Below are 20059 nucleotides of genomic sequence, written 5' to 3'. Positions count from 1 at the left end.
GGCACTCATCGGCGCAGCCGCAGGCCCTTGGGTGTGGTGTGGAATCCGTTGTCGATCAACGCCGTTGCCAACGGATGACTCGAACTCAACGCCGCAGTGCCGTCGATCGAGTGGACGCTGAGGTCGGCCAGGCGTCCGCTGCTGACGATCTCGGCCAGTGCCTTGGCGACTGCGTCGGCGTGGGTCGGTGTGTCGTCCCAGGTGAGCACTGACCGTCCGCCGCGCTCGATGTAGGCGATCAGTTGCCCGTCGACGAGAGCGACCAGCGAACCCGACTTACGCCCGGGTTTGTGGCCGGTGTCGCCCTCGCGCGGCGGCCAGGCGAGCGCGGCCCCGTAGGCGTTCGCCGGGTCGGTGGCCGCGAGCACCAACGCAGGAATGGTCTTGACCGGCGCGACGTCCCAAGGGTTACGAGGGGTGACCTCGTTCGCCGGCCGCGCACGCAGACGATCGATGGCGCCCGTGCCCGCGAACTGGGCGGCCCCAAGACCTTCGATGAAGTACCCGCGTCGCACCTTTCCGCGCTCCTCCGCGGCAGCGAGTACCCGGTAGATCTCGGCGAAACCGCCGGAGATCCCTTCTGCGACAACGCTTCCGCGCGTCACGATGCCGTAGCGGTCGAGCAGGACATCGGTGGTCGCCAACGACCGTTGGGTTGGGTTGAGCTCGAACTGCGGCAGCACCCACCACCTTCCGACCATGGTCGGCGTGGTGATGGGTCGGATGGCGGACGAGGGTCGGGCCATGCCGGTGCGCAGGCCGGCGCTTCGTCCGTACCGCGACCGGCGCGGACCTGCCGTGCGGCTGCGGTGCGTCGTCCGACCTCCACCCAGTAGGGCTCGCACCGGCGCGAGCGTGTCTCCGGTGATCCGCCCGGCCCAGGCGAGTTGCCACATCGCATCGGCGATCTGACTCTCGCCGCCCTCGACGGCAGCGCTGACCGCAGAGAAGAAGTGGGCGCCACCACCGGCCATGGCGTCCAGGACGGCGCGCTGCAGGTCGTCGAGCTCGCCCTCGTCGGGTGCCCCGAGAGTTGCGTCGAGCTGGTCGCCGAGGTGCAGACTGATCCACCCGTCGTCACCCGGCAGGGAGCCGTGCCCCTGCCAGATCACTTCGCCGGCCGTCATCAGCTCGTCCAGCATTCCGGCTGTGTAGCGCTCAACCCGTGCAGGCAGGACAAGCGATTCGAGTGCGGAGGCCGGCACCTTCGCGCCGGCCAACTGCTCGACCGCTCGGAGCACGCCGTCGAGCCCGCGTTGGCCGGTGCCGACACCCTGCCAGGGCGCAAGGAAGCGAGCGAAGTCGGTGGCCGCGACGGGCTCGACCTCGGAGCGCAGGGCTGCGAGCGAGCGGCGCTTGATGATGCGCAGCACCTCGGCGTCGCAGAAGTCGGACAGGCCGTCGCCGGTGCCGAGCGGTCGCAGTTCTCCTTCGACGATGCGTCCGCGGTGCACCAATCGCTTGAGCGTGTCGTGCACGACGGCGCGGCCCAGGCCGAACGCCTGGGCGGCGTCGGACGCCGTGAAGGGGCCGTGGGTGCGGGCATACCGGGTGATCAGGTCGGTCAGCGGGTCGTCGGCGGGTTCGAGGAAGGCAGCCGGGACACCGGTCGGCAGGGCAGCGCCGAGGGCGTCCCGCAGCAGCGCAGCGTCCTCGACCGCTGCGAAGCGTTCGGTGTCGCCCCAGCGCACGACGATCAGCCTGCGGTCGGCTACCAGAGCGTCCAGGATCTCGTCGAGGTCGGTCACGTCGGGACGGGTACGCGCGCGAATCTCGTTGCGGGTCAACGGACCCAGCGCGCGGGCGAGATCGGCGACATCGTCGGCGTGCCGCGCCTGTCGGCTCTCGGTGAGTCGTTGCAGCTCGGCCTCGGTGGTGGCGACGACGTCGCTGTCCAGCAGGTCGCGCAGCGCAGCGCCCTCACCGTGACCGAGCAGGTCGGCCAGCAGTGACGGGTCGAGCGCCAACGCGGCCGCACGCCTTTCGGCCAGCGGGGAGTCGCCCTCGTACAGGAACTGCGCGATGTATCCGAACAGCAGGCTCTTGGCGAACGGGGACGCGGTCGGCGTCTCGACCGTGACCGTGCGCACCGTGCGCGACTGGATATCGCGCATGAGTGCGGTGAGCCCGGGTACGTCGAACACGTCCTGGACGCACTCGCGCACGGCTTCGAGCACGATCGGGAACGACGGGTACTGGCTGGCCACCTCCAGCAACTGAGCCGATCGTTGGCGCTGCTGCCACAACGCCTGCCGGCGTCCCGGGCGCTGCCGGGGAAGCAGCAACGCGCGTGCGGCGCACTCACGGAACCGGGAGGCGAACAACGCCGAGCCGCCGATCTGGTCGGTGACCATGCGCGAGACGTCGTCGGGGTCGAGCACCAGCACGTCGGTCAGATCGTCGGCGGGGTTTTCTCCGTCGCCCATCTCCATGTCGAGCAGGCGAAGCACGATGCCGTCGTCGGCATGCATCGCCTGCACCTCGACGCCGTACCGCTCGCGCATGCGTGCCGCGATGCATAATGCCCAGGGGGCGTGGACGGGTGCGCCGAAGGGGGAGTGGATGACGACCCGCCAGTCGCCGAGTTCGTCCCGGAAGCGTTCCACCACAACCGTTTTGTCCGTCGGCAGGTGGCCGGTGGCCTCCTGCTGTTCGCGGACGTAGGTGATCAGGTTGTCGGTGGCCCAGGTGTCGAGTCCGGCCTGTGTGACTCGCTCGCGGGCGCGTTCGTCGGGTAGCGAACCGACCTCGCGGACGAACTTGCCGACGGCCTGGCCGAGTTCGGCAGGACGTCCGAGCGCGTCTCCGCGCCAGAACGGCAGGCGTCCCGGTTGGCCGGGTGCGGGCGTGACCAACACCTGGTCGTGGGTGATGTCCTCGATCCGCCAACTGCTGGTGCCCAGCGTGAACACATCTCCGACGCGCGACTCGTAGACCATCTCCTCGTCGAGTTCACCGACCCTGCGTCCGGGACCTTCACCGCCGGCGAGGAAGACCCCGTACAGCCCACGGTCGGGAATCGTGCCGCCGCTGATCACTGCGAGTTGCTGCGCACCGCGGCGGGCACTGAGCGTGTCGGTGGTGCGATCCCACACGATGCGTGGCCGCAGTTCGCTGAAGTCGGTGCTCGGGTAGCGTCCGGCCAGCATGTCGAGCACGGCTTCGAGTGCGGTGCGTGGCAACGCCCCGAACGACGCTGAGCGGCGGACGAGTTGCTCGAGATCGTCGACCGGCCAGTCGTCCATCGCGCACATGGCCACGATGTGTTGAGCCAGTACGTCGAGCGGGTTGGCCGGGATCTTGAGTTGCTCGATGGTGCCGGCGCGCATGCCCTCGACGACGACGGCGGTCTGAACGAGGTCGCCGCGGTACTTGGGGAACAGCACCCCGTGGGAGACCGCGCCGACCTGGTGTCCGGCGCGTCCGACACGCTGCAGTCCGCTGGCCACGCTGGGCGGTGACTCGACCTGGATGACGAGGTCGACCGCGCCCATGTCGATGCCGAGTTCGAGGGACGACGTCGCGACCACGGCTGGCAGGCGTCCGGCCTTCAGGGCGTCCTCGATATCGGCCCGTTGTTCCTTGCTCACCGAACCGTGGTGCGCGCGGGCGAGCACCGCCGCCGCGCCGTGACTGCTGCCCGCCTGACCCATTAATTGGGCCGGGGGAGAAGAGGATTCATCATCCAGCGCGATGTCGTTGCGGTCGGCCCAGATCTCGTTGAGGCGGGCGGTCAAGCGTTCTGCCAGGCGCCGCGAGTTGGCGAACACCAGCGTCGAGCGGTGGCTGCTGATCAGGTCGACCATCCGCTCCTCGACGTGCGGCCATACGGACGCCGAGCGCGTGGGGTCGTCCGGACCGGTGAGGTCGGAGGGCTGGTTGCCCAGGTCGGCGAGATCGGGCACGGGGACGACGACCTCGAGCTCCCATTCCTTGGTCGACGGTGGCTGCACGATGGTGACCGGACGCCCGCCCGTGAGGTAGCGACCCACTTCCTCGACCGGACGGACCGTCGCCGACAGTCCGATGCGCTGCGCCGGCTTCGGCAGGAGCGCGTCCAACCGGTCGAGTGAGACCGCGAGGTGCGCACCGCGTTTGGTGCCCGCCACCGCGTGCACCTCATCGACGATCACCGTCTCGATGCCACGCAGGGATTCACGTGCGGCCGAGGTCAGCAGCAGGAACAACGACTCCGGGGTCGTGATCAGGATGTCGGTCGGACGTCGAGCGAACGCACGGCGGTCGGCCGCTGCAGTGTCTCCGGATCGCACCGACACGCTCACCTCCGGTTCGGGGAGCCCGAGCCGGGTTGCGGCGTGCTTGATGCCGACCAGAGGTGCCCTCAGGTTCCGTTCGACGTCGACGGCCAACGCCTTCATCGGGGAGATGTACAGCACCCGACAGCGTTCGAGCGGGTCCTCCGGCGGTGGCGTCGCAGCCATCCGATCGATCGCCCACAGGAACGCCGAGAGCGTCTTGCCCGAGCCGGTCGGTGCGACGACGACGGTGTGCTGGCCCGAACTGATCGCATCCCACGCCCCCTCCTGGGCGGCGGTCGGCGCGCTGAACGACCCCTCGAACCATGCACGGGTGGCAGGGGAGAAGCGTTCGGTGATCGGGGAGTTCATCGCCGCTCAGTTTCCCACGCAGCACCGACAGACCGACACTTCCCACCGAGCGGCCGGGCTATGAACTGGTGGTCGGGCTATATCCCGGCCGCTGATTCATAGCCCGGCCACTCGGTGAGTCAGGCCTTCGGGTCGGGGCTGACCCGAAGCGTGTGCAGCGTGGTCGCGAGCATGTCGTAGTGCCCGACCAGCAGGAGGAACTCCACACACTCCCGTTCGGTGAGCGTGGCCTGCAGGCGTGACCACTGTGCGTCGTCGAGGTCACGGTCGGCGAGCAGGGCGTCCGCCGAGTCGATGAGCACGGCTTCGCGTTCGTTCCAGTGGGGCGATGAATCCTGTTGCAGCGCATCGATATCCGCGGCCGTGACGCCGACTCGGACGCCGAGACGCTGGTGGTGCGCCCACTCGTACGCACTCCCGCGGCGGTTCGCAACGCGCAGGATGACCAGTTCGCTCTCGCGGCGCGGGAGCGAACCGAACGGCATCAGGCGGGCCGCGAAGTGCAGCCATCCCCAGTACAGGCCCTTGGCTCGTGCGAGGGTGGTGAAGATCGCCGGCGGCTTCGTGCCGGTGACCTTGCCGGCGATCCGGCTCATCGCGAACGCCGGCGCACCGAGCTCCTTCAGGGTGCCGGGCGAGATGCGGGCGACCGCCGATTGCGCATCCGTGCTCACGAGGTCACCTTCTTTCGCTGGAGGGTCGTGAGTTCCGCGTTCTCCTCGCGGGCGATCTGCAGGGCGAGGCCGAGTTCGGGAAAGCCGCGCAGTTCCATGACTCGCTGGGCAAGCATCCGCGCGGGCAGGAGCGGAGCGATCCAGCGAGGTGCACAGATTCGTCGCGAACGGTTCTTGATGCCGCGGTCGAGGGCGTCGATCGCGCTCTTGAGCGGAGCGACACCGAGGATCGTCCCCCCGCCCGTCAGTGTGGTGGCGGCCTTGGTCCCGAACCCACGTGAGGTCATGTCGGTGTCGATCTCGGCGAAGTAGGCGACACCGACCTTCGCGCCGGTGGGCTTGAGCTCGATCCTCAGGGTGTTCCCGAGCGCTTCGACGGCGGCTTTGGACGCGCTGTACGCACCCATCATCGGTGCGTGTGCGGCAGCGGCCAGCGACGCGGTTGCCACGGCGTACCCGCCGGGGTGGCTGATGTGCGGTGCGGCAGCGCGCAGCGTCCAGTAGCAGCCCATTACGTTGACCTCGATGTGCGCGCGCATGACCTCCGGGTCACCGCCGTCGAACGGCAACTGCGAGGCAATGCCGGCGTTCGCGACGACGACGTCGAGTCCACCCCACATGCGGGCGACCTCGTCGATCGTGTCGGTGACCTGGTCCTGGTCGGTGACGTCGACCTCGCGCCAGATCGAGCCAGGACAGCGGGCTGCGGTCTGCTCGAGGATCTCCGCTTCGATGCCGAGGAGCGCGACCTTCGCCCCCTGCGCGGCGAGTCGTTCGGCCAAGGCGGCACCGATGCCTCGCGCTGCTCCGGTGATCAGGACACGTCGACCTTCGTGAGCACTCATTCGGCCACGCTAGTTTATCAAGTGACCCAGTTCACGCGGCCGCGTCCGGGGTATGAAATCAGCGCGGGACGGACGGCTGTTGCTGGGTGATGCAGTGGATCCCGCCGCCGCGGGCGAAGATCTCGCGGGCGTCGACCCCGACGACCTCGCGGCCTGGGTACACCCGACGCAGCACGTCGAGCGCGCGGTCGTCGTGCTCGTCGTCGAAGGTGCAGGCGATGACACCCCCGTTGACGACGAGGTGGTTCACGTAGCTGTAGTCGACCGGTCCGTCGTCGTCGAAAAGCGTTGCGGGAGCGGGGATTCGCTCGACCGTCAGAGTTCGCCCGGCGGCGTCGGTGCTGTTCTCCAGGAGCGCGATGATCTCGCGGCTGACCTGGTGATCGGGATGGTCGGGATTCTCCTGGTGGTGCACCAACACCACGCCGGGGGAGGTGAAGGTCGCGACGATGTCGACGTGGCCGCGGGTGCCGAACTCGTCGTCATCGCGGGTGAGCCCACGAGGCAACCAGATGCATCTCGAGGCACCGAGGCAACGAGCCATCTCGGCCTCGATGTCGGCCTTGGACGCCTGCGGGTTGCGACTCGGATCCAGTTGCACCGTCTCGGTCAACAGCACCGTGCCTTCGCCGTCGACGTGGATGCCGCCGCCCTCGTTGACGATCGGCGAATCGACGACCGTGGCGCCGGCCTGCTCGCCGACACGACGACCGACGCCGGCGTCCTTGTCCCAGCTGGCCCACGCCTGCGCGCCCCAACCGTTGAACACCCAGTCGACGGCACCTAGCTCTCCGTGTTCGCCGAGTACGAAGGAGGGGCCGATGTCACGCATCCACGCGTCGTCCAGCTCGGCTTCGTGCACGACAACGTTGTCGTGCAACAGGTCTCGTGCCATGCCGAGGTCGTCCGTGGTGACAAGCATGTGGACGGGTTCGAACCGGGCGACGGCGTTGGCGACGTTCGCCCAGGTGCGCCGGGCAGCCTCGGCCTCGGCGTCCGTCTCGCCGAGTGTGTATCCCTGGCTGGGGAACGCCATCCAGACGCGATCGTGCGGCGCCCATTCGGCGGGCATTCGCCAGGTCATCGTCACGCGTTCGGGTCGGCGCGGATGTGTTCGGGTTTGATCGGTTCGGCCAGCGACGCGTACGTGTCCGGGCGACGGGTCGACAGGAACGGGAACAGGTCGATCCAGTCCTTGCCCTGGGCCAGGTCGAGATCGGCGACCAGAACGGCCTCGGTGTCGCGCGGTGCTTGGACCAGGACGCGACCGTAGGGGTCGGCGATGAACGATGAGCCGTAGAAGGTGATCAAACCCTCGCTGCCGGTGCGGTTGGGCACGACGACGAACACTCCGTTGGCGATCGCGTGGCCGACGACGGTGTGTTGCCAGAGCGGCTGGGTGTCGAACTCGGGGTGATCCGGCTCTGATCCGATCGCGGTCGGGTACGCCAGCAACTGCGCTCCACCGAGGGCGTAGGAGCGTGCGACCTCGGGGAACCACTCGTCCCAGCAGGTCGGCATGCCGAGCTTCACCGACGGATCGTCAAGTGTGACAACGGGATAGGCATTGTCCGATGGTCCCGGACGGAAGTACTTGTCCTCGTAGTAGCCCGCGGTGACCGGGATGTGCGTCTTGCGGGTGCGGGCGACGAGTTCGCCGTCGGGGGAAACGAGGATCGCGGTGTTCAGGCCGCGGCCGTCCGCCTCGGGCGCCTTCTCGAACAGTGAGGCGTGCACATATACGCCGAAGTCCTTCGCCGCCTGCGCCGCGAAAGTGAAGGTCGGGCCGTCGCCGAGGCTTTCTGCGGTCTGGTCCGGCGCACCTTCGGGCAGGGTGTCGGCCGGGTAGCGAGAAAGAGTCAGTTCGGGAAGGAACACGACCTGGGCGCCCGCCTTCGCCGCCTGCTCGATGCCGCCCCGCAACGCCTGCTGCAGTTCGCCTGCGTCCTCGCGCCAGTGGTGCTGCACCAGAGCGACACGCACGGGTGCGGCGGCGGGTTCGTCGACACGGGCGAGGGAGACCGGCACCTCGGATGCTGTGATCAACTGCATAGTCCGAGAGTATGGCCGACGCCTGCCGGAACTTTCACATCGAAGCTTTGCGAGACTTGTCGAATGCGGATGAGCGAGTTCTGGCAACTGGTCGAGGAGGAGTTCGGCGACGGTTACGGTCGCGTCCTGGTCGACTCGCATGTGCTCGGCGAACTCGGCTACCGCACCGGCGCGGACGCGCTCGCCGACGGTGCGCACCCGAAACATGTCTGGCGGGCGCTGTGCATCGAGATGGACGTGCCGAAAGAGCGCTGGCTCGGCCGCGACAAACCGATCCGTGAGGGTGGCCGCGCCGACTGAGTGGACTGCTTCGTCCGCAGCCGGCCGCGCGACACGCGGGAACCATCTTCGTACGCGTGTTCGACCTCGTGGCGTAAGGTTGTCCACAGGTGCCGATCCAAGGTCACTTCGTCCACAGGCGTGCGGATGGGAGCGGTGGTTGTCGGTGGTGGCACCTAGCGTCTGACCTCATCCGAACACACACGCAGGTTCCGGACGGTCGCCGGTAGGCGCGTTCACCACGAGATTCAACGAGGAGCACCGCTCATGGCAGCAGCAACAGGCACCCGGCTCGACCCCACCGACAACTCGCACAAGATCAAGTCGCTCGACGCCGTCATGGCCCAGATCGAGAAGGCCCACGGCAAGGGCTCGGTCATGCGCCTCGGCGACGACATCCGTCCGCCGATCGAGGTCATCCCGACCGGTTCGATCGCACTCGATGTCGCGCTCGGCATCGGCGGTCTGCCCCGCGGTCGCGTGGTGGAGGTCTACGGCCCGGAGTCCTCCGGTAAGACGACGGTCGCGCTGCACGCGGTGGCGAACGCGCAGAAGAACGGCGGTATCGCCGCCTTCATCGACGCCGAGCACGCGCTCGACCCCGAGTACGCCAAGAAGCTCGGCGTCGACATCGACTCGCTCCTGGTCAGCCAGCCCGACACCGGTGAGCAGGCGCTTGAGATCGCCGACATGCTGATCCGCTCCGGTTCGCTCGACATCATCGTCATCGACTCCGTCGCGGCGCTGGTGCCGCGCGCCGAGATCGAGGGCGAGATGGGCGACAGCCACGTGGGTCTGCAGGCCCGCCTGATGAGCCAAGCGCTACGTAAGATCACCGGTGCCCTCAACAACACCGGCACCACCGCGATCTTCATCAACCAGTTGCGCGAGAAGATCGGCGTCATGTTCGGCTCGCCCGAGACCACCACGGGTGGAAAGGCGCTGAAGTTCTACGCGTCCGTTCGCCTCGACGTGCGTCGCATCGAGACCCTGAAGGACGGCACGGACGCAGTCGGTAACCGCACGCGCGTCAAGGTCGTCAAGAACAAGGTGTCGCCGCCGTTCAAGCAGGCCGAGTTCGACATCCTCTACGGCCAGGGCATTTCCCGAGAGGGTGGGCTGATCGACATGGGTGTCGAGCAGGGCTTCGTCCGCAAGGCCGGCGCCTGGTACACCTACGACGGTGACCAGTTGGGGCAGGGCAAGGAGAACGCTCGCAACTTCCTCAAGGACAACCCCGACATGACCGACGAGTTGGAGCGCAAGATCAAGGAGAAGCTCGGCGTCGGTCCGAGGACCGAGGAAGAAGCCGAGTCGGTTGCCGAGCCGGTCGACCTGACCGCCGGCACCGGTAAGTCCGGCAAGCCGGTGCTCAAGGACGTCTCGGTCGACTTCTGATCGGTTCGATGAATCCTTTCGACCGACAGTCGAGTCCGCCGGATTTCGTTGATCCGGCGGACTCGGCCGCATCGGTACCCGTCGATGAATCCCCTTGGGGTGAAACGTCGCCCGACGACACCGAATCGCCTGCACGCGGTCCGCGGCAACGACGAAGAGGCGGACATCGCCGGCGCGGTGCCGGCGGCGACCAGGAGCGCCGACGACAGGCGCCCGCTCCCGAACAAGACCCGGACGCCAACCCTTACGACGTCGCGAAGACGATCGTGCTGCGTCAGCTCACGATGGCCCCGCGCAGCCGGAAACAGTTGGCCGACAAGCTTGCTCAGCGCGGGTGCGACGAAGACATCGCGAATGCGGTCCTCGACCGGATGACCGAGGTAGGGCTGATCGACGACGAGGCCTATGCCCGGATGCTGGTGCGTTCGCAACAGGCCGGCCGTGGCCTCGCCAAGCGTGCGCTCGCCCAGGAACTGCGCAAGAAGGGCGTCGATGACGAGATCACCCGAGCCACGTTGGACGAGGTTGATCCCGAGGAGGAGAAGCAGCGCGCCCGCGCGCTCGTCGCCAAGAAGATGCGTTCGATGCACGGGCTGGAAGCCACCGTGCAGACCAGACGGTTGGCCGGCATGCTCGCCCGCAAGGGCTACTCCTCGTCGGTCTCCTGGGCAGTGATCCGTGAGGCGATCGCCACGGCGCCCGAGCATGAGCGCGACTGAGTTCGCCGGGACGCGCGCGTCGGGCGCGCCCGTGTGGAGAACTCGAACGCGACCGAGGGAACGCCTCTAACCTCGCGCCATGCGAGTCCGGAACCCCAGCGCCTGGATCTGTTCGGCGCCGGCCACACCGACGCTGGGATTCGGCCCCACCCCGCTGACGCCGTACCCTTGATCGGTCATGACGAACGCGGCGAAGACCTACGAAGTGCGCACCCACGGGTGCCAGATGAACGTTCACGATTCCGAACGGATCAGTGGCCTGCTGGAGTCCGCGGGCTACGTCGACGTCGCGTCGGTGTCGTCGGACACTCGTCCCGATGTCCCCGACGTCGTCGTCTTCAACACCTGCGCGGTCCGTGAGAACGCCGACAACAAGTTGTACGGATCGCTCGGCCACCTGCGTCCGTGGAAGGACATCAACCCCGACCTGCAGATCGCCGTCGGTGGTTGTCTGGCTCAGAAGGATCGTGCCTCCATCGTCGATCGCGCGCCCTGGGTGGACGTGGTCTTCGGCACCCACAACGTCGGCGCGCTGCCGGTGCTGTTGGAACGCGCCCGGCACAACGCCGAGGCCCAGGTCGAGATCCTCGAATCGCTCGAGACCTTCCCCTCCACGTTGCCGACACGCCGCGATTCCGCGTACAGCGGTTGGGTGTCGATCTCGGTCGGCTGCAACAACACCTGCACCTTCTGCATCGTCCCTGCCCTGCGCGGCAAGGAGAAGGACCGGCGTCCGGGCGAGATTCTCGCCGAGATCCAGGCGCTGGTCGATCAGGGGGTCGTCGAGATCACCCTGCTCGGGCAGAACGTCAACAGCTATGGCGTGGAATTCGGTGACCGTCAGGCGTTCAGCAAGTTGCTGCGTTCCTGCGGCGACATCGAAGGGCTCGAGCGAGTGCGGTTCACCTCACCCCACCCAGCTGCCTTCACCGACGACGTCATCGACGCCATGGCCGAGACCTCGAATGTCATGCCGTCGTTGCATATGCCGCTGCAGTCGGGTTCGGACAAGGTGCTGCGTGAGATGAAGCGCTCGTACCGATCGGCGAAGTTCCTCGGCATCCTCGACCGAGTGCGCGACCGCATCCCACACGCTGCCATCACCACCGACATCATCGTCGGGTTCCCGGGCGAGACCGAGGCCGACTTCGAGGAGACGATGCGCGTCGTCCGCGAGGCCCGCTTCTCCTCGGCGTTCACCTTCCAGTACTCCATCCGGCCCGGCACGCCGGCTGCGACGATGCCCGAACAACTTCCGAAAGCCGTTGTGCAGCAACGGTTCGACCGGTTGCTGCAGTTGCAGGAGGAGATCTCCTGGGCCGAGAACCGCAAGATCGAGGGCCGCACCATCGAGGTGCTCGTCGCGCCGACCGAGGGACGCCGCGACAGCCGGACCGGGCGCATGTCCGGTCGCGCGGAGGACAACCGCCTGGTCCACTTCGCAGTGCCGACCGGGGAGGGCGTCGAGCTGCCGCGTCCGGGTGACTTCGCCACCGTCGACGTGACCTACGGTGCCGGGCACCACCTGATCGCCGACGGTGTGCTGGGCGGCGGAACGTTCTCCGTCCGCCGCTCCCGTGGAGGTGACGCGTGGGGGGCGTTGCAGGAGGGCAAGGCCGACGGCGCGACCGTCAAGCCCAAGGTCGCACTCGGCATGCCCTCGATCGGACAACCCGCACCCGTGCAGGTTCCTGCCTGCGGTATCGACTGACCCTTCGGGCCGCCGCACGGCGACTCGACCCGTCCGCCGATGTCGCACCCGCGAGGTGGACACTGGCAGGCGTGAGTTTTCAGGGGTACCGGCGCGGCGACGTCGGCTACCGCAACATCACCCTGGCTCTGTTCGCGGCCGGCATGGCGACCTTCGTGGCGATGTACTCGGCTCAGGCCGTCCTGCCGGAACTGTCGGACGAATTCTCCGTCGGCCCGGCGACCTCCGCTCTCGCGATCTCGGCCACCACCGGGTTGTTGGCGCTCGCGATCATCCCGGCCAGTGCGCTGTCCGAACGATTCGGACGCGTCCGGGTGATGGCCTTCGCAGCGCTGGTCTCCGCGTTGCTCGGGTGCCTCATGCCGCTGGCAGCTTCGATGGAAGTCCTGTTGCTGCTGCGCGGCTTGCAAGGCCTGTGCCTCGCCGGGGTGCCCGCCACCGCGATGGCGTACCTCGCAGAGGAGGTCGACGCCGAACATCTCGGTAGCGCGATGGGGCGCTACATCGCCGGCACCACTGTCGGCGGTCTCAGCGGACGGGTGCTGGCCGCTCTCGTGCTGGACCACGCGAGTTGGCGATGGGCGCTCGAAGCAGCCGGTGTCGCGGCCCTCGCGTTCACCGGGCTGTTCCTGTGGCGGGCGCCGGCGTCCCGGTTCTTCGTGCCACAACCTGTCGGTCTACGCGCGACCACTACGAATGTTGTCGGCCACCTGCACAACGCCCGCCTGGTCGCGTTGTACGTGACGGCGTTTGTGCTGATGGGTGGATTCGTCGCGGTCTACAACATGATCGGCTTCCGTTTGAGCGCAGCGCCGTTCGGACTGCCGCAGTCCGCCGTCGGGCTGGTGTTCCTGCTCTATCTGGCGGGTACGGTCTCGTCGGGCGCCGCGGGACGATTGGCCGACCGTTTCGGGCGCAAGACCGTCCTCGTCGTCGCTGAGCTGGTGGCGGTGATCGGACTACTGATCACGCTGCCGGCGAACCTGCCCGCCGTACTCGGGGGAGTCCTGCTGTTCACAGCAGGCTTCTTCGCAGCGCACTCGGTGGCCAGCGGTTGGGTCGGCGCAACCGCCGACGCACACCGCGCCGAGGCGAGCGCGCTCTATCTGTTCGCCTACTATCTCGGGAGTTCGGTGCTCGGCGCTCTGGCCGGTCTGTGGTTCGCGGCCGACGGCTGGGCGGGCGTCGTCGTCTACGTCGGCGTGCTGTTCGCGCTGGCGCTTGCGCTGGCCGTGATCATTCCGTTGCTGCGAAGGCGACGCGCAGCCACTCGTGCGTCGGGCGTATCCTGATCCGCATGTCGAACACTCTCGCCCAGGGGTGGTGGCCGTCCTCCTAGGCGGCCGTGTCGACATACCCACTTCATTCGCGCCGCCTCGCACGAGGCGGCGTTTCGCATGCGCGAGCGTCTCGACGGGCGGGGCGGCTGTTTCGATCAGGAGCAGAACCATGTCAGACGAATCCTTCGAGGCCGCCCGGGTCCGCAGCAACACGGTGCAGGCGGTGATCGACGGTCCCGACTCACCGGCCCGTCGAAAGCTGCGGGTGCTCACCGGTGACCGACCGACGGGCCCGCTGCACGTCGGTCACTACCTCGCCAGCATCCGCAACCGGGTCGAGTTGCAGGACAAGGGAATCGACTCCTTCGTCATCATCGCCGACTACCAGGTGATCACCGACCGGGACGCCGTCGGTGAGTTGGGGACGAACGTCTTCGGCTGCGTCCTGGACTACCTCGCCGCCGGCATCGATCCGGCACGGACGACTATCTTCACCCACTCCGCGGTGCCTGCGCTCAACCAACTCATGCTGCCGTTCCTGTCGTTGGTGACCGACGGCGAACTTCGCCGGAACCCGACGGTGAAGGACGAACTCGCGGCCACCGACGGGCGTCCGATGTCCGGCCTGCTGTTGACCTATCCGGTGCACCAGGCGGCCGACATTCTCTTCTGCCATGGGAATGTGGTGCCGATCGGCAAGGACAACCTGCCGCACGTCGAGCAGACCCGGGTGATCGCACGTCGCTTCAACAACCGGTACGCCGGTGGCGAGACGGTGTTCGCGGAGCCGGACGCTCTGCTCACCGAATCGCCGCTGTTGCTCGGGCTGGACGGCACCAAGATGAGCAAGTCGAAAGGCAACACGATCACCCTCGCGATGACGGCGGACCAAACCGCTGCCGCCGTCCGGAAGGCACGCACCGATTCCGAGCGGGTGATCACCTACGAACCTGATCGCCGTCCCCAGGTTGCTTCGTTGTTGGAGATCGCCGCAGGGTTCGACGGTCGTGCGCCCGGTGAGCTCGCTGCGCAGATCGGGGACGCAGGTGCAGCCGGGCTGAAGAAGCTCGTCACCGATGCGGTCAACGAAGGACTTCGCGACCACCGTTCGCGCCGAGCCGAGTTGGCTGCCGATCCCGCGTACCTGCACACCGTGTTGCGTCAGGGGAACGAACGAGCGAACGCGGTGGCAGATGCCACGCTCGCGACGGTCCGTGCAGTGATGCGGATGAACTACTGACGGGTGCTCGGGTCCTCGCTCAGGAGTATGCGCGCAGTGCGTCCGCGATCATCCGATGACCCTGGGCTTCGAAGCCCTCGTCACGTACCTGGAAGGCCCAGGCGGCCGTGCCGATCGCCTCACGGATCAGCATGCGGTGCCACGCGTCCGGCTCGCGTGGATCGCCGCCGTACCCGTCGAGAAACGCGGTTTCGAGATCGCGACGCCCGACGAACTGCTGGGTCGCCAAGCGTGCGAAATCGCTTGCGGCAGGACGGTGCTCGGCGCGTCCGAAGTCGATGATCCGGATCGTGCTCTCGTCGTCCAGCCAGTTGCGCGGCTGCCAGTCACCGTGCGTCGGGACGAGGGTCACCGGGGGAGTCGGCCACGACGCAATGACTTCCCGCAGCCTTGTCTCGGTGATGGGCTCGATGCGGTGCGGCTTGTCGAGCCAGGCGAGGGCCTTCTTCCGCAGTGCTTCTTCGTATCCGATGTCGACCTGTGAAGTGCTGGAATGGATGCGGGCAAGGAGCGCGCCGGCCTGCCGGTAGGTCTCGGCCTCCGATTCGCTCGCCGTGTTCTCGACGAGTTGTCCGGAGAGGTATTGGGTCACGAGCAGGCGTGCGTCGGCGTCCTCGTGGAGCAGCACGGGCGCGTGACCTGTCGACGCGAGCACGGGCACCCACTCGCGATGCGCTGCGATCTCTCGCACCAGGTGATGGTTGTCCTGGCCGGACGCCTTGATGATCACCCGTCGCCCGTCTGCTGTGACGCCCTCCTGGACGACGGTGTCGACCAGCCCCCAGCTGTGGTCCCGGACGATCTCGATGCCGGGGCACCATGATTCGAGGAGCAGGTGCTGTTCGGCGCTGAGGGTCGGCATGTCGGCCAGCCTACGAAGCGGCCGGAAGATTGGAGAATCCGCGCACCCTCGGTGGATCCGCGCACTTTGCAAGGTGCGCGGATCACCGCAGGGTGCGCGGATTCTCGTCCCGGGGAGGTCAGTCGCCCTTCACATTGACGATCTGCCGCAGCGTGTGCCGCACCTCCACCAGGTCGGCGGCGTCCGCCATCACCTGGTCGATGTCCTTGTACGCCTGCGGGATCTCGTCGATGAACGCGTCGGTGTCCCGGTACTCGATGTCGACCATCGCCTCCTGGAGCTGCTCCCGGGTGAAGGTCTTGCGGGCCTTGCTCCGCGAGTACTCCCTGCCGGCACCGTGCGGGGAGCTGTTGAGTGACAACGGGTTTCCCTTGCCGACCACGACGTAGGACGCGGTGCCCATGGAGCCCGGGATCAGGCCCGGACGACCCGCCTCGGCGTTGATCGCACCCTTCCGGGACAACCAGACCTGCTTGCCGAAGTGGGTCTCCTGCTCGGTGTAGTTGTGGTGGCAGTTGATCCGTTCCTGCTGCTGCACCGGCACACCCATCCAGTACTCCAGCTGGGTGATCACCCGGTCCATCATCTCCTCCCGGTTCAGCAACGCGTAGTGCTGTGCCCACCGCAACTCCCGGATGTAGGCCCGGAACTCGTCCGTGCCCTCGACCAGGTATGCAAGGTCGTTGTCCGGCAACGAGATCCACCACTTCCGCGCCAACTCCTGGGCGACCTTGATGTGGTGTGACGCGATCTTGTTGCCGACGCCCCGCGAACCCGAGTGCAGGAACAGCCAGACCCGATCCTGCTCGTCCAGGCTCACCTCGATGAAGTGGTTGCCAGAACCCAGCGAGCCCAGCTGCAGGTCCCACTTGCCGGCGTACTTCGCCGGGTCGAAACCTGTGTCCGTCGCCATGGCCGCGAGCTCGTCGACCCGTGCCTGGGTGTGCTCGCGCGAGATCTTCCGGTTGACGCCGCCCGCCGACAGTGGGATCGACCGCTCGATCTGCTTCCGCAGCTTCGACAGGTCACCCGCCATGTCGGCCTTGGTGAACTGGGTCCGCACCGCGATCATGCCGCAGCCGATGTCCACACCGACCGCCGCCGGGATGATCGCTGCCTGCGTCGGGATGACCGAACCGACGGTTGCTCCCCGGCCCAGGTGTGCGTCCGGCATCAGCGCGAGGTGCGGAAAGATGAAGGGCATCGACGCCGTCAGTTCTGCCTGCTCGCGCGTGTTGTCCTCCAGGATGCTTGCCCAGTTCCAGAGCCGCTCGTTGATCTTCTGCATGGTCGTACTCCCTTCGTTCTCATCCCACACTCATCAGGTGTGCGTGGGTGGGTTCTTCGTAACCGAGGATTGACGTCCGGATGCCGTCGAATGATCCATCGAATGCGAATGTTGTTGTCGGACAACGAAAAATGCCCGGTGGCGGACCACCGGGCATTGCTCGTCGTATCGACGTCAGTCGATCCTGGACGAATCATCGTCGGTGGCGCCGAACTGCTTCAGGCAGCCCGAATTGCCCTCACGCTCTTGGCGGCGAGGGCTGAGGCTCCCATCCAGGGTCAGCGCCGTGATCGACATGTGGGGAAGTCTGGGCCCGCCGTCGTGTCCTGTGCAACCGATTAATCGGCGAGTTCTAGGCTGATCGCCATGTTGCGAGCGGTACAGGTGCGCATCACCGGACGCGTCCAAGGGGTCTTCTTCCGTGCCTCCTGCGCCGAGTACGCCCGACAACTGGGGGTGCGCGGATGGGTGCGCAATGAGCCGGACGGCACCGTGCTGGCTCACTTCGAGGGCGGCTGGAACTCGATCGAGGAGATCGTGCAGTGGTGCCGCAAAGGTCCGCGACGAGCCGACGTCACAGACGTCGAGGTGACCAAGGTGGCGCCCATCGGAGCCGACGGATTCGACGTCGACCGTGAGTGATTCAGCAAACCTGATCGCCGTCATCGGTCCGACCGCGAGCGGCAAATCGGACCTCGGCGTCGCGCTCGCCGAAAGACTTGAGGGAGAAGTTGTCAACGCCGACGCGTCACAGCTCTACCGCGGCATGGACATCGGCACGGCGAAGATGCCGCTCGAGCAGCGGCGCGGAGTGCCGCACCACCAGCTGGACGTCCTCGAGGTGACCGAGGAGGCGAGTGTCGCTGCCTATCAACGTGATTCCCGGCGTGACATCGACAGCATCCTCGATCGCGGACATGTCCCCGTGCTGGTAGGCGGCACCGGGCTCTACGTCCGCGCGGCGCTCGACGTCCTCGACATCCCACCCACCGACCCCGGGGTACGGGAACACTTCGAGCGGCGGGCCGCTACCGAGGGGATTCTGGCGCTGTACTCCCTACTGAGACAACGGGATCCGAACGCAGCGGCCAACATCCTGCCGAGCAACGAGCGCCGTGTGATCCGTGCACTGGAGGTCATCGAGCTCACCGGTCGCCCGTTCAGCGCGACCATGCCGAGGCGCGAATTTCTCCGTCCCACAGTGATGCTCGGACTCGATGCCGATCGCGGCGTGCTCGACCAGCGCATCGACTGGCGCACGAGGGCGATGTGGGACGACGGTCTGGTCGACGAGGTGCGAGCACTCGACGCAACAGGGCTCCGGGACGGACGGACCGCGAGCCGGGCGATCGGATACGCGCAGGTGTTGCGGCAACTCGACGCCGAACTCACCGAGGCTGAAGCGATCGAGGACACCGCACGTGCCACCAAGCGACTGGCTCGGCGGCAGTTCTCCTGGTTCCGGCCCGACCCGAGGATCACCTGGTTGCCGCACGACGCGTCCAACCTGGTGGACCGTGCCCTCGAGGTGATCGCGTCCTCGCGCACAATGGACGCGTGACCACCATCGACTTCGTCAAGGGCCACGGCACGCAGAACGACTTCGTTCTCGTGCCCGATCACGAGGGACGCCTCGACCTCACCCCGCAGGACGTGACCTTCCTGGCCGATCGCCGGGCCGGCATCGGTGGCGACGGAGTGATCCGGGTTGCTCCGATCGGGGCGGCACCCGACGACGTCCGCGAGCAGTGCCCGGACGCGCGATGGTTCATGGACTACCGCAACAGCGACGGCTCGGTCGCGGAGATGTGCGGCAACGGCACCCGTGTTTTTGCGCGGTACCTGGTCGACGCCGGCCTCGAACGCGCGGATGTCTTCGAGATCGCGACGCGGGCCGGTCAGAAGCGGATCACCCGGTTCGGTGACGGTTTCGCCACCGACCTCGGGCCGTGGCGCTTGTCGCGGGAGGTCGAGGCCCAGGAGCGTGGAATGGATTCCGTGGTCCAGGTGCACGGGGCACCCGACCCGCTGCCCGCGCTCAGCCTCGACCTCGGCAACCCGCACACCGTGGTCGCGCTCCCGCCGTCCATCGACCTCGGCGCCCTTGACCTGACCCGTGCTCCGCAGGTCGACCCGCACCCCGAGCACGGCACGAACGTCGAGTTCGTCCGCGCGATCGAACACGCCCACATCTCCATGCGGGTGCACGAACGCGGTGTGGGCGAGACGCTGAGCTGTGGCACCGGCGCAGCTGCTGCGGCGCTCGCGATCTGGTGGTGGGGCGGTCGTCCGTCCGATCAACTCGACTGGCTCGTGGATGTACCGGGAGGACGTCTCGGCGTCCAGATCGCGGGTGATCGGGTGGCGCTGTCCGGACCGGCCGTCCTTGTCGCCCGCGGCACCGTCCAGCTGCCGGACCCGGTCGGGGTCAGTTACGGTGCGTGACGCGCAGGATCCGGAAGCCCCGGACGCTGGTGAACCGATCGGCGACCAAGCCGTCGAGGTTCTCGTTCAGCCATTTCTGCAATGAGTCCGAACCGAGGTTGCGCTGCACCACCAGATAGGCCTCGCCGTCGTCCGACAGTCGCGGCAACCAGGCGCGCAGCAGGTCGTGCAACACCGCCTTGCCGACCCGGATCGGCGGGTTCGACCAGATCAGATCGAACCGGACGTCCGCCGGCACCTCGTCCGCAGTGGACACCCGAATGTTCTTTAGCCCCAACGATTCTGCGTTGAGTCGAGCCAGATCCATCGCACGCTCGTTCACGTCCACCGCATGCACGATCGCGTCCGGCGAATACAACCCCAGGCTCAGAGCCATCGGTCCCCAACCGCACCCGAGGTCGAGAAAAGTGCCGGACGCCGGGGGCTGCGGAGCGTGCTGCAGCAGCACCGAGGTGCCCTGGTCGATCCGGTCGGGTGAGAAGATTCCCGGCGCAACCTGGACGGCGTGTGTCGAACCCGCCAACGGGACGTTGATCGTCCTGCGCTCGTCAGCGCTGGCGGGTTCGGCGCTGAAGTAGTGATCGGTGCCTGACATCGGTCCCAACCTATCGGCGGGGCAGCGATGTGCATCCGGACGC

General features: G+C 67.3%; 18 protein-coding genes. 9 read left to right on the top strand and 9 right to left on the bottom strand.

Going from position 1 to position 20059, the window contains the following annotated elements; translation table 11 throughout:
- Window positions 1–5: 5 nt before the first annotated feature.
- The 5 genes from ACYU8W_RS08830 to ACYU8W_RS08810 form a co-directional block, all read right to left on the bottom strand.
- Complete coding sequence (locus ACYU8W_RS08830) at window positions 6–4628, bottom strand: ATP-dependent helicase (RefSeq protein WP_499468364.1); 4623 nt, start codon at window positions 4626–4628, stop codon at window positions 6–8.
- 119 nt (window positions 4629–4747) lie between these two features.
- The gene (locus ACYU8W_RS08825) at window positions 4748–5302 is read right to left on the bottom strand and encodes a carboxymuconolactone decarboxylase family protein (protein ID WP_499468362.1); all 555 of its coding nucleotides are present in this window, start codon (window positions 5300–5302) and stop codon (window positions 4748–4750) included.
- Window positions 5299–6147, bottom strand: a complete 849-nt coding sequence (locus ACYU8W_RS08820) for an SDR family NAD(P)-dependent oxidoreductase (protein ID WP_499468360.1) — start codon at window positions 6145–6147, stop codon at window positions 5299–5301. Before ACYU8W_RS08820 ends, ACYU8W_RS08825 begins: the two co-directional genes overlap by 4 nt.
- 58 nt (window positions 6148–6205) lie before the next feature.
- Complete coding sequence (locus ACYU8W_RS08815; RefSeq protein WP_499468358.1) at window positions 6206–7231, bottom strand: agmatine deiminase family protein; 1026 nt, start codon at window positions 7229–7231, stop codon at window positions 6206–6208.
- A gap of 2 nt (window positions 7232–7233) precedes the next feature.
- Window positions 7234–8199 (bottom strand): nitrilase-related carbon-nitrogen hydrolase, encoded by a 966-nt coding sequence (locus ACYU8W_RS08810; RefSeq protein ID WP_499468356.1) that lies wholly within the window; start codon window positions 8197–8199, stop codon window positions 7234–7236.
- Between the two features lie 69 nt (window positions 8200–8268).
- Between ACYU8W_RS08810 and ACYU8W_RS08805 the strand changes: the two genes are divergently transcribed.
- The 6 genes from ACYU8W_RS08805 to trpS all read left to right on the top strand — a co-directional run bounded on the left by ACYU8W_RS08805 (window position 8269) and on the right by trpS (window position 14826).
- Window positions 8269–8499 carry a DUF3046 domain-containing protein gene (locus ACYU8W_RS08805; RefSeq protein ID WP_499468354.1) on the top strand — a complete coding sequence of 77 codons (231 nt, stop codon included), beginning with the start codon at window positions 8269–8271 and terminating at the stop codon, window positions 8497–8499.
- A 318-nt stretch (window positions 8500–8817) separates the two neighbouring features.
- A complete protein-coding gene (gene recA / locus ACYU8W_RS08800) occupies window positions 8818–9876 on the top strand; it encodes a recombinase RecA (protein ID WP_499468568.1) in 1059 nt (352 codons plus the stop codon).
- Window positions 9877–9884: 8 nt separating this feature from the next.
- Complete coding sequence (locus tag ACYU8W_RS08795) at window positions 9885–10595, top strand: regulatory protein RecX (protein ID WP_499468352.1); 711 nt, start codon at window positions 9885–9887, stop codon at window positions 10593–10595.
- A gap of 178 nt (window positions 10596–10773) precedes the next feature.
- Window positions 10774–12306: a tRNA (N6-isopentenyl adenosine(37)-C2)-methylthiotransferase MiaB gene (miaB, locus tag ACYU8W_RS08790; protein ID WP_499468350.1), complete on the top strand. Its 1533-nt coding sequence runs from the start codon at window positions 10774–10776 to the stop codon at window positions 12304–12306.
- Between the two features lie 71 nt (window positions 12307–12377).
- A complete protein-coding gene (locus ACYU8W_RS08785; protein WP_499468348.1) occupies window positions 12378–13598 on the top strand; it encodes an MFS transporter in 1221 nt (406 codons plus the stop codon).
- A gap of 157 nt (window positions 13599–13755) precedes the next feature.
- Window positions 13756–14826 (top strand): tryptophan--tRNA ligase, encoded by a 1071-nt coding sequence (gene trpS / locus ACYU8W_RS08780; RefSeq protein WP_499468346.1) that lies wholly within the window; start codon window positions 13756–13758, stop codon window positions 14824–14826.
- Between the two features lie 19 nt (window positions 14827–14845).
- Here the strand turns inward: trpS and ACYU8W_RS08775 are convergent, their stop codons facing one another.
- The 3 genes from ACYU8W_RS08775 to ACYU8W_RS08765 all read right to left on the bottom strand — a co-directional run bounded on the left by ACYU8W_RS08775 (window position 14846) and on the right by ACYU8W_RS08765 (window position 17273).
- The gene (locus ACYU8W_RS08775) at window positions 14846–15688 is read right to left on the bottom strand and encodes a phosphotransferase (RefSeq protein ID WP_499468344.1); all 843 of its coding nucleotides are present in this window, start codon (window positions 15686–15688) and stop codon (window positions 14846–14848) included.
- 118 nt (window positions 15689–15806) lie between these two features.
- The gene (locus ACYU8W_RS08770) at window positions 15807–16976 is read right to left on the bottom strand and encodes an RtcB family protein (protein ID WP_499468342.1); all 1170 of its coding nucleotides are present in this window, start codon (window positions 16974–16976) and stop codon (window positions 15807–15809) included.
- Between the two features lie 174 nt (window positions 16977–17150).
- Window positions 17151–17273, bottom strand: a complete 123-nt coding sequence (locus ACYU8W_RS08765; protein ID WP_255407401.1) for a hypothetical protein — start codon at window positions 17271–17273, stop codon at window positions 17151–17153.
- 69 nt (window positions 17274–17342) lie between these two features.
- Between ACYU8W_RS08765 and ACYU8W_RS08760 the strand changes: the two genes are divergently transcribed.
- The 3 genes from ACYU8W_RS08760 to dapF are packed head-to-tail and all read left to right on the top strand — an operon-like array spanning window position 17343 to window position 19421.
- Window positions 17343–17618 (top strand): acylphosphatase, encoded by a 276-nt coding sequence (locus tag ACYU8W_RS08760; protein ID WP_129624119.1) that lies wholly within the window; start codon window positions 17343–17345, stop codon window positions 17616–17618.
- Entirely contained in the window at window positions 17611–18537 is a 927-nt protein-coding gene (miaA, locus tag ACYU8W_RS08755; RefSeq protein WP_499468339.1) for a tRNA (adenosine(37)-N6)-dimethylallyltransferase MiaA, read from the top strand. The genes ACYU8W_RS08760 and miaA overlap by 8 nt, the downstream gene beginning before the upstream one ends.
- Complete coding sequence (gene dapF / locus ACYU8W_RS08750; RefSeq protein ID WP_499468337.1) at window positions 18534–19421, top strand: diaminopimelate epimerase; 888 nt, start codon at window positions 18534–18536, stop codon at window positions 19419–19421. The genes miaA and dapF overlap by 4 nt, the downstream gene beginning before the upstream one ends.
- On the opposite strand, the gene ACYU8W_RS08745 is transcribed toward dapF, so the two are convergent.
- Window positions 19405–20016, bottom strand: a complete 612-nt coding sequence (locus ACYU8W_RS08745; protein WP_499468335.1) for a class I SAM-dependent methyltransferase — start codon at window positions 20014–20016, stop codon at window positions 19405–19407. The genes dapF and ACYU8W_RS08745 overlap by 17 nt on opposite strands.
- Between the last annotated feature and the right edge of the window lie 43 nt (window positions 20017–20059).

It is taken from the genome of Yimella radicis, from assembly GCF_054778255.1.
Note: the sequence above shows the minus strand (reverse complement) of the source record. Positions and strands in the feature narration are given on the sequence as shown.

Bases quoted from the DNA above. Each gene is read 5' to 3' on its own strand.
- miaB (WP_499468350.1), top strand. From the start codon at position 10,774: ATGACGAACGCGGCGAAGACCTACGAAGTGCGCACCCACGGGTGCCAG.
- ACYU8W_RS08745 (WP_499468335.1), bottom strand. From the start codon at position 20,016: ATGTCAGGCACCGATCACTACTTCAGCGCCGAACCCGCCAGCGCTGAC.
- ACYU8W_RS08760 (WP_129624119.1), top strand. From the start codon at position 17,343: ATGTTGCGAGCGGTACAGGTGCGCATCACCGGACGCGTCCAAGGGGTC.
- trpS (WP_499468346.1), top strand. From the start codon at position 13,756: ATGTCAGACGAATCCTTCGAGGCCGCCCGGGTCCGCAGCAACACGGTG.
- ACYU8W_RS08830 (WP_499468364.1), bottom strand. From the start codon at position 4,628: ATGAACTCCCCGATCACCGAACGCTTCTCCCCTGCCACCCGTGCATGG.
- ACYU8W_RS08805 (WP_499468354.1), top strand. From the start codon at position 8,269: ATGAGCGAGTTCTGGCAACTGGTCGAGGAGGAGTTCGGCGACGGTTAC.
- ACYU8W_RS08795 (WP_499468352.1), top strand. From the start codon at position 9,885: ATGAATCCTTTCGACCGACAGTCGAGTCCGCCGGATTTCGTTGATCCG.
- ACYU8W_RS08765 (WP_255407401.1), bottom strand. From the start codon at position 17,273: ATGTCGATCACGGCGCTGACCCTGGATGGGAGCCTCAGCCCTCGCCGC.
- recA (WP_499468568.1), top strand. From the start codon at position 8,818: ATGGCCCAGATCGAGAAGGCCCACGGCAAGGGCTCGGTCATGCGCCTC.
- ACYU8W_RS08820 (WP_499468360.1), bottom strand. From the start codon at position 6,147: ATGAGTGCTCACGAAGGTCGACGTGTCCTGATCACCGGAGCAGCGCGA.
- ACYU8W_RS08810 (WP_499468356.1), bottom strand. From the start codon at position 8,199: ATGCAGTTGATCACAGCATCCGAGGTGCCGGTCTCCCTCGCCCGTGTC.
- ACYU8W_RS08770 (WP_499468342.1), bottom strand. From the start codon at position 16,976: ATGCAGAAGATCAACGAGCGGCTCTGGAACTGGGCAAGCATCCTGGAG.
- ACYU8W_RS08775 (WP_499468344.1), bottom strand. From the start codon at position 15,688: ATGCCGACCCTCAGCGCCGAACAGCACCTGCTCCTCGAATCATGGTGC.
- ACYU8W_RS08815 (WP_499468358.1), bottom strand. From the start codon at position 7,231: ATGACCTGGCGAATGCCCGCCGAATGGGCGCCGCACGATCGCGTCTGG.